This window comes from Zhongshania antarctica (assembly GCF_014202945.1).
Taxonomy (GTDB): domain Bacteria; phylum Pseudomonadota; class Gammaproteobacteria; order Pseudomonadales; family Spongiibacteraceae; genus Spongiibacter; species Spongiibacter antarcticus.
In genome coordinates, this window is sequence record NZ_JACHHW010000001.1 from 494,174 (window position 1) to 509,150 (window position 14,977).

General features: G+C 48.2%; 12 protein-coding genes. 2 read left to right on the forward strand and 10 right to left on the reverse strand.

What is annotated here, in order from left to right:
- Positions 1-195: 195 nt before the first annotated feature.
- From HNQ57_RS02265 to HNQ57_RS02305, 9 genes are all read right to left on the reverse strand, one after another.
- On the reverse strand, positions 196-1,437 hold the full coding sequence (locus HNQ57_RS02265) for an alpha/beta hydrolase family protein (RefSeq protein ID WP_226968251.1): 1,242 nt from the start codon (positions 1,435-1,437) through the stop codon (positions 196-198).
- Between the two features lie 194 nt (positions 1,438-1,631).
- A complete protein-coding gene (locus HNQ57_RS02270; protein ID WP_184460987.1) occupies positions 1,632-2,384 on the reverse strand; it encodes a 3'-5' exonuclease in 753 nt (250 codons plus the stop codon).
- 9 nt (positions 2,385-2,393) lie between these two features.
- Positions 2,394-4,274, reverse strand: a complete 1,881-nt coding sequence (locus tag HNQ57_RS02275) for a DUF294 nucleotidyltransferase-like domain-containing protein (RefSeq protein WP_184460988.1) — start codon at positions 4,272-4,274, stop codon at positions 2,394-2,396.
- 80 nt (positions 4,275-4,354) lie between these two features.
- A complete protein-coding gene (locus HNQ57_RS02280) occupies positions 4,355-5,980 on the reverse strand; it encodes a BCCT family transporter (protein ID WP_184460989.1) in 1,626 nt (541 codons plus the stop codon).
- A gap of 52 nt (positions 5,981-6,032) precedes the next feature.
- Positions 6,033-7,337: a porin gene (locus tag HNQ57_RS02285; protein ID WP_184460990.1), complete on the reverse strand. Its 1,305-nt coding sequence runs from the start codon at positions 7,335-7,337 to the stop codon at positions 6,033-6,035.
- A gap of 549 nt (positions 7,338-7,886) precedes the next feature.
- Entirely contained in the window at positions 7,887-8,903 is a 1,017-nt protein-coding gene (locus HNQ57_RS02290) for a nucleoid-associated protein (RefSeq protein ID WP_184460991.1), read from the reverse strand.
- A gap of 443 nt (positions 8,904-9,346) precedes the next feature.
- Complete coding sequence (locus tag HNQ57_RS02295; protein WP_184460992.1) at positions 9,347-9,499, reverse strand: alpha/beta fold hydrolase; 153 nt, start codon at positions 9,497-9,499, stop codon at positions 9,347-9,349.
- A gap of 234 nt (positions 9,500-9,733) precedes the next feature.
- Positions 9,734-10,255, reverse strand: a complete 522-nt coding sequence (locus HNQ57_RS02300; RefSeq protein WP_184460993.1) for a DUF1254 domain-containing protein — start codon at positions 10,253-10,255, stop codon at positions 9,734-9,736.
- Complete coding sequence (locus HNQ57_RS02305) at positions 10,252-10,851, reverse strand: DUF1214 domain-containing protein (RefSeq protein ID WP_184460994.1); 600 nt, start codon at positions 10,849-10,851, stop codon at positions 10,252-10,254. Before HNQ57_RS02305 ends, HNQ57_RS02300 begins: the two co-directional genes overlap by 4 nt.
- Positions 10,852-11,276: 425 nt before the next feature.
- Here HNQ57_RS02305 and HNQ57_RS02310 point away from each other — a divergent pair, with 425 nt between their 5' ends.
- Positions 11,277-12,527, forward strand: coding sequence for a cytochrome P450 (locus tag HNQ57_RS02310; protein WP_184460995.1), 1,251 nt, complete (start codon positions 11,277-11,279; stop codon positions 12,525-12,527).
- A 170-nt stretch (positions 12,528-12,697) separates the two neighbouring features.
- On the opposite strand, the gene HNQ57_RS02315 is transcribed toward HNQ57_RS02310, so the two are convergent.
- Entirely contained in the window at positions 12,698-13,711 is a 1,014-nt protein-coding gene (locus HNQ57_RS02315; RefSeq protein WP_184460996.1) for an AraC family transcriptional regulator, read from the reverse strand.
- A gap of 194 nt (positions 13,712-13,905) precedes the next feature.
- Between HNQ57_RS02315 and HNQ57_RS02320 the strand changes: the two genes are divergently transcribed.
- Positions 13,906-14,946, forward strand: a complete 1,041-nt coding sequence (locus tag HNQ57_RS02320; RefSeq protein ID WP_184460997.1) for a helix-turn-helix domain-containing protein — start codon at positions 13,906-13,908, stop codon at positions 14,944-14,946.
- The last annotated feature ends 31 nt before the right edge of the window (positions 14,947-14,977 follow it).

A 14,977-nucleotide genomic window follows, 5' to 3' on the forward strand; every position in this document is an offset into this window, starting at 1 on the left:
AACGGAGTGAAAGTCTGACGCATTCGCTATAAGCTGAAAAAATCTCATATTACAGACAAAGAGCTCAGCCAGAGCTCTTTGTCACACGCAGTCATACTGGGCCGCTAGATATCTGTGCGTTAAACTCAAGAAATAACACCGCGTCATTCACGCCATCGTTTAGTACCCGCTGACGCTAAAGTACCGATATAGGACTCATTGAAACTCGGCAGGGTCCGGTACTACGCCATTACCTCGATAACTTTTTTCAAGACCATTAATTCGTGTTGCACTATCGTGCAAATAAGAAAGATGCGGGTGACCACCCTCTAGCACTGACAATGCAGAGGTATCACCACGCAAGTAATAGTTCATCCAAGCCAATGAGTAGCTAGCAGCGATGTCCCGGCCCCAGGTCGCGGTTGGTATTAAGGGGTAATTGGTGTGCTGACCGTGACTGGAGGCTTCCGCAACAATAAATGCCCGATCACTGGCAAAGCTATCGTAAAGCGGCCTAACTACAGCCGGGTTTGCAAATGGAATGGGGGCAATGGGGCCGTCGTGGTCGCCGGTCTGGATCATGATGGGAATCGGGCTCGCGCTCACCGACTCACCCACTGGTGCAGCCGCCACACCAGCCTTGATCCGCACAGGATTGGGCTCCGTCGCGTTTGCCGCCTCCTGCTCCTGCACCCGCAAAACCGCACCCGCGCCCATGCTATGACCGATGACACCTACTTGCTCTGCATTGAGTACACTGGCAACCGACGACTGCTTAAACAGATAGTTCATGGCGTCTTGAGCATCATGCAAATTATTGCCAGGATCACCGTCAACCTCATCGTCAGAATGACCTTGGCCACTAAAATCAAAGGCAAACACCATATAGCCATTGTCCGCAAATAAACGATGCCACCAGCGGTACATACCCACATTGGTATTCAGACCCTGTAGGGCGAAAATAACGGGAAACGGCCCCTCTTTAGGACTGCCTTTTGCCGCGTAAGGCAAAACGATTTCACCATATAATTTAGTGCCATAGCGATTCAGGAACTCTACTGGTATTAAAGCGACCTCGGCATTCTCATAAGGGTGGCCATACCAGTGATAGGCATGCTGCAGACGCGACCCATCTTGCAACTGAGCGAAGGTGGAGCGCACCATGTGTTCGACAATAACCGGATCACTAATATCGTTTATGGTGTAACCGAAGGCGGCGGGGTCAAACAGACGATTGGCGACATTACCCGGCAGCATACTAGCTAGTTCGTCGCCATTGCTGATAATGGGTTCAAACTGTTCAGGCGCCGGCGGCGGATTTTCACCCTCCTGAGACGCTGGCCACGACGTCAAACCACTTGCGTTAGTCGCCCCGCCAGCGTTTGAACTACCTGAGTTTGAGCTGCCGCCACAGGCAGCCAAGATAGCACTGGCCAATATCACACACACCAATCGCACTATTATTTTCTCCATCGTTATTAAAATTCCGATTAAATCTACATTAATTAAAATAGGACGCTAAAACGGATTTAAGTGAATCCACACTAACCGCTTTGCCCCCTATTTATCACTGACTGATTAACTAGGGATACTATGCAAACACTGAGTAGGTTTGAATCACTATTTAAGGTAATTCAGCATAGCGCATAGGTTTAACTCCATAATGCGCTGAGCGGTGTACTTGGCGTGAAATGCGTTGCGCACTGAGCTTGAAGTAACTCGCCGCAGGCTAATGCATCAGTTAAGGCATGATGTTGTCGATAATAGGGCAAATGATAGCGAGTACGGCTATCCGTGAGCCGAATCGAGCTAGGTTGGCGCCCCATTAAGCCATTCCACAAGGTTTGGCGCCACGTACGACTATATCTCGCCTCAATTTCCATCGTATCGATAACGGGAAATTCTATACCTTCTTGGATATGGCGCATCAATGCCGCATGCAGAAATCGTCGCTCAATCGCGCTGTAATGAACAACAATCATCTTGCCCTGCAAGTGCGCGAGCAGCGTATCGATAACAGTGGAGAATTCAGGGGCATCTTCCACAACGGAATGCGTAATACCATGAATCATGACAGAGCTTGGATGTAGACGCGTTTCTGGCTTAATGACCCAATGTTTTGCACCATTACAGCGTATCCGACTTATGTTCATAGGCACCAAGCCGATACTCACAATGCTATCGCGACGTGGATCTAAGCCTGTTGTTTCAAAGTCCAAAGCCACCAAAGACACCTCGGTAATTGGGGTGGACGCGGCAACTACGCCTTGTTGATAAAACGCCTTTAAGCTTGGGTGTTTGCTCGCTTCAGCCAAAAAAGCAAAACGACTAGGCCAATCCAATCGTTTGCCCTGCGGCATAGCTCGAGCTTGGCCAGACATTTGATCTTTAGCGAGATAAAACATAAAAGCCTCTCAACCAACCCTGCCCGGCTGATACCTGAATTTCAGAAAACGTTGGGCATTGCTTAGTATTTGAAACGCCTCTTTAAGATTTTTCCGTTCAAAATCCGACAAATTCTCAGGCTCAATATTGTTGTCTGGCTCACGTTTCAATTCAATATCTAAGGCTTGATGGCGAATCCTCACCATCGCAATAAATTCCAGTGCGTCACGCAAATCAAGTCCCCGACCGGGCGGCAGTATTCCTGCTGCAATAATATCTTCTAGGCGTTCAAAGGTATTGCGCGCCGACGATCCCACCGCCAAGGTATGCACGCGCACAAGGTCGGCAATGGGGCCGGTCCCTCGACGCTTCATATTGATGGAATTCGTTTGGCGACCATCGGTTTCCATCACAAAATCTTTAAAGAAACCCAGTGGCGGAGTTCTGAGCAAGGCATTACGAGCCATACAGGCTAAAAATCGCGCATTGGTTTGCGCCTTTTGGCGAATCAACTGATTCAATTCTTCTGCCCAGTGGCACTGCCCCCATACGCCTTCTAAATCAAAGAAAATAGCGCTGTGTAATAATGATTCTGCGGTGGGTTTCTCAACCCATTCATTAAAATATTGCTGCCAAACAGCTAATGGTTGGCGCCACTTCGTGTTGCTGGCCATTATATTGCCAGTGCAATAACTGTAGCCACAGCGTGCTAAGCCGTCACTGACAAAGTTCGCCAAGGCGCTAAAATACGCGTCGTGCTGCTCGGCAACAAAGCTGTTATCAAGAATAAGGGCGTTGTCTTGATCCGTCACGATAAGCTGTTCACCCCGCGCCATTGAGCCCAAGGCTAAAAAGCAATAAGGCACAGGAGGAACGCCCAACTCGGCCTCGCCCAGCTCGCATAAGCGCTGTTTAAAACTGCGGCCTATCACCGCCATCGCACTCCCAATCATTTGGGAATTGGCGTCCTGATGAACCATGCGCGCGAAACACGCTTGAGCTTCTGGCAGAAGCACCGCAAGTTCATCAACACTCTGGGCATTAAAAATACTTTTAACGACAAACAAACTGTTTTGCGACTCGTAACGCAAAATATCAAGATGACTAATCAAGCCCACCGGTACGCCTTTTTTCAATACTGGCAGATGCTGCACCTTGTATTTGAGCATTAGCATCATCGCGTCGAAGACAAATTGATGACTTTGCACATAAATCAATTCGGTGGTCATAATATCTGCCACCGGAATGTCGCTGCTTAAGCCCATCGCCACTAGGCGCCCGCGAATATCCAAGTCTGTAACAATACCAACCACCTGAGCTGGCCGCCCTGGCGAGTCCTGTTCGTTAAGGGTGATTAGCAACGAGGATACGTTTTCCTCAGTCATGCGAATCGCGGCCTGATGCACGGTCGTGGTGCTCGACACAGTAACGGGTAAGGTGGTGATTAAAGTGCTTATTTTAGCGGTAAGCAAAGAGTCGTCGTCTTCGCCTTTGGCGATAGATTGACGCAAACGCGTCTGGTCTTCTACTTCAACAAAGTCAGCAAAATGCTCGAAATTATCGAATAAATAATTAAATGTCTCGTCACTAATGAGGTATACCAAGGTATCTTCTAGGGCTGTCACTGGAAAGCGAACAGGGCGATTTAACATTAAGCTTTGCTCGCCGAAAAATTCACCTAAACCTAAACGATTATAAAGTTGGCCGTCTCGTCGAAAAACCTCAACCGCGCCACTGCGGATCACATACCATTGATGATTATCTTGTCCTAAGGCCAAAATAGCAGACTGCGCCCGGTAATACGCGACCTCAACATTTGCAGCTACCGTAGCCAGCACGTCATCCGGTAAATTTGCAAATGGCGGGTGACGTCTGAAAAAATCCAATACTTCGGATTGCTCCGCCAGCATTATCCTACTCCGTGATTTATTGTTTAGGCCCAGCCAGAATCCATAATGAACGCCAAACGGGCCACCACCAAGCTAAATTATTACCTGGGCTCAGACATCAGGCCCTTAATCATCGAAAATGCAGCAACCAGCAGAACCAAGGTAAAAGGTAAGCCCGTCGACACTGCCATTGCCTGCAAGGCGACCAGCCCGCCACCCAAAATAAGTGCTACAGCAACCAAGCCTTCAAATAAACACCAAAATACGCGCTGCGGCGTTGGCGAATCGACCTTGCCCCCTGCCGAAATCACGTCAATCACTAGCGATCCGGAATCCGACGAGGTAACAAAAAATACGATTACCAACACAATTGCGATAAACGACGTGATGCTGGATAACGGCAATACATCGAGCATGCTAAATAGCTGCAAGGGCAAGTCCGCGTCAACCACTTTCTGATAACCATCAGTCACAACTTGCTTGATCGCAGTGCCACCAAATGCCGTCATCCAAAATACACAGGCCGTAGACGGTATCAGCAACACAGAAATAATAAATTCCCGCACCGTGCGACCACGCGAAACCCGGGCGATAAACATCCCCACAAATGGGCTCCACGATATCCACCACGCCCAATAAAATGCCGTCCAACCGGAGGCAAAATTACTGTCTTCGCGGCCTACCGGGTTGGCTAGTTCCGGCAAGTAGCGGAAATAGGCAATGATGTTATCAATAAAGCCGGTGGCGATAGCCAGCGTTGGACCAACAATCACCACAAAAGCTAGCAACAGCATCGCGAGCATCATATTGATTTCAGATAATTTTTTTACGCCCGCGTCCAAGCCCTTTACCACAGATATCAGCGCGATGGCGGTGATTCCGATGACAAGCAGGATTTGGGTGGTTCCACCCAAGGGAATACCAAATAAATAATTCAAACCGGAGGCCGCTTGCGATGCCCCTAAGCCCAAGGACGTCGCCAAGCCGAATATCGTTGCCAACACGGCCAAAATATCGATGATATGCCCAGGCCAACCCCAAATCCGCTCACCTAAGAGCGGGTAAAATACGGAGCGAATCGTTAACGGCAAGCCCTTGTTGAAAGAAAACAAGGCTAAACCCAGTGCCATTACCGCGTAAATAGCCCACGGGTGCAGCGCCCAGTGATAAATTGTAGCGGCCATCGCCAAGCGTTCAGCTGACTCGGCATCGCCCACTGCACCACCTAAAGGAGCCCAGTCGCTGCGCACGCCATTCTCAGCTGCGGTACCGGCAAATGAGGTCGTAAAATGCGTAAGGGGCTCCGAAACGCCGTAAAACATGAGGCCAATACCCATGCCAGCGGCAAACAACATCGAAAACCAACCTAAATAGCTATAGTCCGGCGTTGCCTCCGTACCACCCAAACGCACACGCCCTAGTGGCGAGACCACTAGCACCAAACATATCAGTACAAAAACATTTGCTGCACTAATAAAAAACCAATCTAAGTTAGACGTTAGCCAATTCCGCACGCCACTGAACATCGGCTCGGCTTGCTCTTGAAAAAACAGCGTAAGCGCAACAAAGGCAATTACCGCGAAAGCCGAGATAGCAAACACCCTATTGTGTATATCTAAGCCAAATGGCCCTATATTCAACACAATATTGTCTTGGCCTACTTGATAGTCGGTATCTATTGGAGTGACCTGGCCATCAGGAACCATGGGATCCTTATTATCTGTCATCAGATTATCCTTAGTACGTGTGTTAGTTTATGGGTGTATGCATTTCCTAAGCTCAAAAGTAGTATCCAATATTGATATTAAAGCGCTGCTCGTAATCGCCGCTATCACCGGCACCACTGCCACCCACAAAAGGCTGATTTTTCGCATGCACCCAGTCAAAGTATGTGAACAAACCACCTGCCGCGACTGACACCCCAGTAACGTTCATTACCGTATTCGCGGTGTCATCTGACTTGTCGTAAACAACACCGTAGTTATTATAAAATTGCAGACCTGTTACTGCGCCAAAGTTGACGGCTAAATCGTAAGCGACATTTAGCGTGGTAGACGTCGCTTCTGCAGCAATGGTGTCGTAGAACGAGTAGGCGCCAATGGCAATTTGCTCTAGTTGATCAATGTCGTAGCGATATTCACTGTGTTGCAGCTGCAAATGCCAGCGTTGATATTGGCTATTCGCGTGCAATGCCAAGGCCTGATAATCGCCCGCCCTGCTCTCACCGTCATGTATACCACCACTCAGCGCAGACACACCGACTTCTGTCGTTAACTCGCCTTGTTTAAAATGATAGGCAAAGCGTCCACTAAAGGTGTTGTATTCAGCCAAGGTTTGACCCGGCTCATCGTAAATTCCTTCACCTGCCGTACGAGCGCCAACAATATCGTAAGAATAGCGATCTGAACGATTATCTACGTATCCATCTACGCCACCGAGCTCATCATTTTTAAAGAAGCCTAAATCTAACTGCCAATTATTAGCAATACTACGCTTGAACACGACGCCCAGATCAAAATCATCTTCCAAACCGAGGTAATAATTGGTACTGAAAAAATAGTTTTGCGAATTATAAGGGCTATTGCCAAAGGGCACCTTAGTGATGCCTGCGTTCACTTCCCAGTTTTCGCTAAATTGATAACCTACATAAGCGTATTTAATCGCCGTCATATAATCAAAGAAGCGAATTTCGCCATTAAGCGATACATCGCCGATTTCGCCTCGCAGATTCAGTCGAAAGATATCGAAATCGAAATCGCCGCCACGATCCTTATTGCCTTCGCTATAGGAGGTATAATTAAAATTGGTGCGAATCGCACCCCCTACCGTGATGCCATCCTCAGACTTCGCTTTCTCCGACGCAACGCTAACAGGCTTCTGCTCAGCAAGTGTTTTAGCATTTACCGCCACACTTGTCGTATTGGCTTTTGCTTGCTCTTCAATTTCGGCCAGTTTGGCCTGCAGTGCAGAGATTTGGGCTTTGAGGCTATCTAACTCTGCCGCGGAAACGGACATAGTTTGAGCATATGCCGGACCAACAAAAGCACTGGCGAGCAAAATCGATAATAAACGATGCTTATTCATGATTATTTCCTACGATTAAAAATGGGACTAAGCTAGCGAATCGGCTATCACTTCTGAATTCATTTAGCGGAATATAAGAAATGCGCTTTTGGTTCAGCGCAAATAATGGACGCAATGTGACTGGGGAGGCTTTTCATTTCAGAAATCAACCGTCCTGCTCCATAATATTAATTCGACATTCACATTAGTGAGTTTTTATAAACTTGCTTTTATGCGACGAAATAGCATTATTAGGTCTCGTCGCCGATCTCGTACTCGCCTAACCTTTCCTCTAACGATCTATACCCCTACGCTCAATTTTCAACAACATCTAAAGTAAGTGCCAACGCTGACACCCTACCACCTTAGCATTAGTGACGCTGATTCGCGACAGCTGAGCACGTCAGCCAATTTTCTATTATTATTGCCACTCAACGCATTGCCAACAATACGCCTCAGGATAATTTTTATAACCCTCGACCTGCAGCAGTAAAGTTGAGTATAGACCAGCACACCGAGTCCGCCAGCTTTCAACTTAACTTGAACTCGGGAAGCGATTTCACACGGCCACTATGTCTCTTTTCGTGCTTTTATGTTGACTACCGCTTGAAATCCGTCTTGGTTATCGGTAATGGAAACACCCGACACGGAGTATTTTGAATCACTTATCACCAAGCCCACACCAGCTCTAACTCTGACTCGACTGGTTATTGGCTTTGCTTGCTTCGCGAAGTCCTGAGACTTAATTTCATAATCATCGGCAATATCAACACCGGTGCTGCTCATAACACCGGATATCACCTCAGACAATGCCTCTGAATCGATGTACTGAGAAGATATATCCTTTATCTCTGCTATAGACGTAATTTCTGATGAATTAATTTTTTCAGTAATTTTCTCGTTCAAATCAGCAACATCTTGAGAATCTTCAATTTTCGAACTTATTCCCTTCAATATAGAGCCACATATCTTTGCGTAGGATTTTGACGTTGCTCTTGGCGATACCTTTAGAAAGGAATCCTTCCAGTATTTGGTCTTCTGCCCAAGATTGTCGACGACAAAAACACCTTGTTCATTAGGAAGCACTAAGGCTCCCTTTTGTATTTTATTCAGCGATATACCCGATCTTTCAATAATGTCAAATGAATCCGATGATTCAGCTATTTCAAGAAAATAATCTTTATTTTCTATTTTCAATATTGCAAGACCGCTAGACTCTACATCGTCAACTTTAAGCCCAGTAAAGAGTAAAAAGACAAGATCACCAGAGGAGATATTTTGATGTGTTGATGTTGCGTATAAGTGTTTGGCGATCGCCTGTGTTTGCAGTACAAAGTCACTCTGTTCAGCAAATAGTTTTCCAGTAATATTGGAAACAGTATTCAGTGACAAGTCTGACTCATGGAAGAAGTCATATATTTCTCTCTGCTTTGCGAGCGGACTTAAGTAGCTTTTAATAAGCAGTTCAGCCAATGACTCACTGACTTCCGACTCATTTTCTGCAAGACGCATACCCTCTTCGCGAGTTTTATTACCAACTCGGTGCACCACGATATTACTTAGTCGCGCAGAACTTACATCAACCATTACTTACTCCACTCATTACAAATAATTGACAGCCATTCAGCCCCAATCAATATTAAACACACATATGGTTTTGAAATATGCCGCCAGCAGATTATTTCCGCTAGAGAAATTGGAAAATTCTGAAACGCTACTTAGCGTTGCATACTGTGCTTATTGTACCGACACCAGGAGATTGTCGCAGTAATCTGTACGACATTAATTAATTCAAGCAGATAGCGCACCCGCTATACCGCTATTTCGGCTGATGATATCCCCTGCACAGGCGGATTCAGCTGCAAGCAGATGACGGAATGCCCTATATCAGAGATCACCCGCCGAAAGTGAGTGCATTTGCGAATGAGCGCTTATTAAGGCAACAAACTGAGGTAAAAGCGGTACTGGTAGATCGTGGCCCATGCCATCAAACAATTCAAGACTCGCATTGGGGATATGTTTTGCGGTGTCTATGCCGCCAACGCGACACAGAATGACTCCGGCCACGAGACCATCGGCATGCCGAGGCCCATAATCAGCACAATAGCCTGGTGTCCGGCGTCACCAAACTCCTGAACGGCCAGCTCAATATCCCCCACTTTTATGCGCTTTTCAGTGTTCATGAGACCTCGAATGACGGGTGCTTCTGCACCTAAGGAAATACATCTAGGGCATGCTAGCCAAAGTAAAATTTGACTGCCAGCGTTTCTACGTTAGTGACATGCGCCCTACACGCCGACACCACCCAGGTTACCAGTACATTAAAGCGCAATGATGACGATACCTCTCAATATTTTGCTAGCGCTAACAAGGCGACTAACAACGGCGAAAATTCAGGCCGTTTCACGAAACGTGATTTAAGCCGGGCCGCAATGACTCTGTTCAAGTGCCGTTAAGGCAGCAGCGGCCTCGCCTATTGCCGATACCCGCAACAGCATAATGCCCCGCTGACTTGGCGACTGTATAACGTCACCGGAGTAGTCCTCAGGATTACTGTCAGGACCTATCAAGGTCACCTTAACGAACGTACCAATGCGGTAATGCTCATCGCGGCGATTGCTCATACCGGCGTAGTTATCGGTATTCATCTGGTAAAACTGCATAGACCAATAGCGCTCTGGCACTTTCGCTTCAATCAACAGCGGCCCTTCAGCCAAGTTGTAGATACAACTACCATAGAATAGATCTGGACTGGGCCGCACCACCTCACGGCTCGCTTCGTCCGCGCGCGGTTTAATATACAAGGTGTTGTAAGCCTGCTTTACCCCACCTCGATGGTAGAGCACCTCCATTACAAGATTCGGTAACGCAAGGGCTAACAGGTACTGGCCAAGATAGGCACAAAGCAGAATACCGAGACACCACTTGAGAAATTTCATGAGCAGCTCTCCAAAATAACCCTCGGCAGGGGAGCCGAGTGCGGTCGCTCAAGGTAAGCCTTACCAGGCGTATAGAGGCGCAATAACAAATCAAAGTTGTGCCCTGAACGCTTGCGCCAAGACGGCGCCCCCGAAGGCCCGACAGGTAGCCAGTTTGCAGCTTGCTCCTCGGCAGCCACATAAATCACCCAGCTGCCGTCTGGGCTGCGGAGGATATTCTCGTTATTGAAGGAGTAGCGCTTTTGCGGGTTTGGTATCAGAAAGTTGTCCCAGCCATAAGCCGTGATACTCCACCAGTCGGCATCGTAATCATTACCGTCGACTCGATAGCGACAATTCAGGCGCAGCGCTTGCCCGTCGACCGAGTTGAGCCGGTAGTACATCGAGTTTTCGCGAGTGGATGCCAGCAGGCCGCCAATAGCGATAGTCGCCTTCAGCATGATTCCGGCGTCAGTCGAGCCAGTGCTCACATTAGTGACCCAGTTACCGTTTTGCACGCTCATCGCACCGAGACCACTGCCGATGTTGCGTACCAAAAAAAAGATCGATAGCGCCAGTATCAGCAGCACCGCTGCAAGCACACGAATCACCTTCATTTACGGGTGGCTCCTTATTATTGATATATCAGCGCCCTATAATGCCGTGAATACGAATGGTAGCCTAGCCATTGCAACATAAAACGCGCTTTAAGCCGTGCGGCCCAACGCCTACAATTCAATAAATCTAGGGCGAATTCTTCGACGGATAAGCTAACCGCACTAAGGTCATTCAAAACACCTTAAAAACCATCTCCCCCCATTCTTACTTAGCAAAAGCCATACCCAGCAATGGCTCGCTGAGCCTCACCATGGACCGCAGCTGATTTCTTCAAAACTTGGCCGCTTAGGCTTGCTCATTGACCTAATTCCCCCTCTCTTATCACATCTTTCATTGATAAGGTTGGCAATCTATCGCCGTCAAAAATCTCGCACGATCAAAAAGTAAAGGCCGCGCGTATCGGCAACACAGGAGAGGAAATAAAATGAGTCAGTGCCCTTTTGCCAATCTACTGAGCTTGGATACCTATCAAAATGGAATGCCCTACGACGAGCTAGCCCGTATTCGAGCGCAGGGGTCAATGATGTACATGGAAGATCCAGAGAATGGCGTGCCATATTGGGCCGTGGTTAAGCGTGACGCGCTAGACTTTGTCTCTCAGAATCCAGACTTATTCTCTTCAAATTTGAAGGGTGCATTCCCAATGGAAGTGCACGAAGGCGAGGAAGAAATCCAAGCAATTATGCAGGAGAACATCATTATCTCCATGGATCCGCCGAAACACATGAAGTACCGCAAAATTGTCAGGGATGCCTTTACACCCAAAGCAGTGAACAATATGGAAGCTTGGTTGCGCCAGAGCGCACGCGCCATTATTGATCGTGTTGCCAGCAAAGGGGAATGTGAGTTTGTAGAAGATGTGGCTGCGGAACTGCCCTTGATGGCCATTCTTGAGCTACTTGGTGTTCCACAGGAAGACCGTAAGCAGTTTTTTGAGTGGACGAACATCATGGCCTTCGCCGATGATCCAGACCTCGCCACCGGTCGCGACGAAGCCAACACGGTAAGCTTTGAAGTGATGGGCTATGCCGCTGAACTCGCCGCCAAGCAGCGTGCAAACCCAACTAGCCAAGTTGTAGAGGCTTTACTAAACGGCGAAGTTGACGGCCAAAAAGTCACCGAAGAAATGTTCGCCTGGATGTTTATATTGATTATGGTTGGCGGTAACGAAAGTACCCGCACCGCAACGGCCCATGGCATGCGTCTGTTAATGGAGCACCCAGATCAGCTTCAACACCTAGTCGACCACCCAGAAGATATCGCCGATGCCGTTGAAGAAATGCTGCGCTACAACACGGCGTTTATTGCGATGCGCCGAACTGCAACCCAAGATATTGAATGGAACGGATACAACATAAAGAAAGGCGATAAAGTCGTATTGCACTACCATGCAGTGAATCACGACGAAGATGTGTTTGGCGACGACGCAATGAAATTTGATATTCACCGCGCCAAAAAAATGCCAACACTACGCCGCGAAATGCGCGCATTTGGCATTGGTGAACATTTTTGCTTGGGAATGAATTTAGCCCGAATGGAATTGAATATTATCTTTGAAGAACTTATTCCACGTATCCGCAACCCTAAATTTGCCGGTGACGTGACCTATATGCGTTCATTCTTCATCAACACAATTAAATCAATGCCAATCACCTTTGATCCTGTCTCTGCATAAAATGGCAAGCGTTTGCTAAAGGCTATTTAAAAGCAAAGAAACCGTCTGTCGTGGTCCGCCTATTTACGCAGGGCCACGACAGACGATCCGAAGCGAACTATCAAACACCGACAGTATCCTGAGCAGAATCCTTGATCTATTTGCGATCACAGCCAAGCACAGCATTGCCCTCAGCCAGCTTGCAACATTGTCCTAAAGCGGCCTGGCGCCTGACCATACCAACGTTTAAATGCCTTTTGAAAAGCACTTTGGTCGCTAAACCCTAGCGCCGCCGAAATATCTAACAAAGCCAGCTCACTCTGAGACATCAGTCTAAGTGAGCGCTCACGACGAGTCGCATCAACTAGGCTTTTGTAGCTTGTTGCAGTGCTGTTTAAACGACGCTGCAATGTGCGTGTACCTATACCAAGCTGCGCCGAGATATCCTCAAGGCGAGGCACACCGTCAGCCAACTGATCAATAATACAGTCGCGCACCTCTTTTATTAAACGCACTTCATACTGCAAATTTGACATCTCAATGCGGGCAGCCTGATCTAAAGATTTGTATATCGCCGGGTGTGGGTACAGTGTTGGCTGGTCCAGTAATTCTCGGCCAAAATGAACCGCATTTACTTTTTTGCCAAATTTAACCGGCGCCTCAAACAAATCAGCCATTCGCTGTTCACGACCGCCACCACCATGGGCAAAATGCACTTCTCTACGCGTTCCACCTTTATCTAACATGGGTTTATTCACGCGGTACCAATTCGCAAAGAAAAACTCAACGACATGGCGGGAAGCCTGTTTACGCGCGGGCAACAGCCAACTCAAACACGCTGTTTCGCTGTTAATCTCGCTGAGCACCATATCGCCATGATCAATTAGTAAGCGAGAATAACGCTGCATGGCATCTACCGCCTCACGGCTATTCGCCGCACTCATGCCGAGATAGTCCACCATCCCCCATGGCGTGCGAGAACAATGTGTACCCGCATGGGCACCTAAGCAAGGGTCATTCAACAAACTTGCACCGGCGTCGAGGGTTAATTCAAATAATCGCAGCGGCACCCTGCCCTGCTCACTGAGATGACCCAGCGGGTCTAAGCGCAGCACTGACTGCAACTGCCGAGCACTGACACCCTGGGTGCCAAGATACGCTAATAGGTTATCGAGATAATCTTTACACACTGTAGGCGTTCGCATTGTCCACTCCATCTAGTATGACTGCTGCCGCGGCCATACCAACACGCGGCTATTATTCGTAGGCGGCTAAAGCAAGCCTTTGTCACCCACAGACTAACAAGTTAAGACATAAACTTGTCCCCCTACGCCCCCTAAAGTATTATCATTAGTGACCGTCAATTTTTATCATTTATGGCCAAAATAGTTTATTCATTGTGCAATTAATCGAAATGGAACAGCTCGGCGCCCGATTACTGCGGGTTCTGTGGCGCTTATTGCAACAACACTACCCCGAGATCGACTGCGCTGAGCTAGGCCGGCGCTGTAATCTTGGCGAGGAGTGGTGGCAGAACCAAAGCAGCAATAAGCTGGTAAATACCCTGATGCTACTAAACGCCTTGCGCAGTCATGACGCACCGGCCATTGCCTTAGAGTTGGGTGACCTCGCTGAGCTCAGTGACCTAGGCTTACTCGGCTATGCCATGCTGACTGCCGCCAATTGCGAGCAAGCAACGAATATTAGTTGCCACGCATTCAGCGAAGCCAGCTTTTTAGTAATAGCCAAGCTCGAGCGCGCCGAGCAACATGGTCTAATCCAGTTTCAACTTACCGAAAATGCGCTGCCAATCGAGCAACTTATTTTAGAGCTGTGCAGCGTCGCCGCATGGCGTTATGTCCAAGCCATATTGCCTGAGGGTCGGTCTGCCGCACCGGACTATGTTGAATTTAGTTGCAGCCCACCAGATCACGCCGCTCGGTATAGTGAGCTACTGGGCTGCACTGTACATTTTGACTCACCAAGAAATACGATCGCTCTGCCAATAGAGTGGTTGTCACGCCCCATCCCCAGCGGCAATGAGCAAGCGCTCATTGCTTGCTCTCACCATGTCCAACACATGCTCGGCGACAGCTATCGCAGTGCCGGGATTGTTCCTCAAGTAAAACGCCTCTTAATGGCAAGACCTCAGGACTGTCACTTTAAACTAGAAAACACCGCCAAATTACTGCGCCTAAGCCCGCGCAGCTTGCGACGGCATTTAGATCAATCAGGCAGCAGTTTCCGAAAAATTTGCCTCGACGTGCGCATGGAGCTAGCCCGTGAATACTTGAACAATACGCGAATGAGCTTAAAACAAATTGCGTATCAGCTTGGCTACAAACACCCCAGCAACTTCAATCGAGCCTTCAGTGACTACTACGGAAATTCACCCCAAGCTATGCGCCGAGCCAATCACGCCGCATTCAAGCAAGAGTAAACAGCCCTGGCACAGCCCGACATAATTGGCA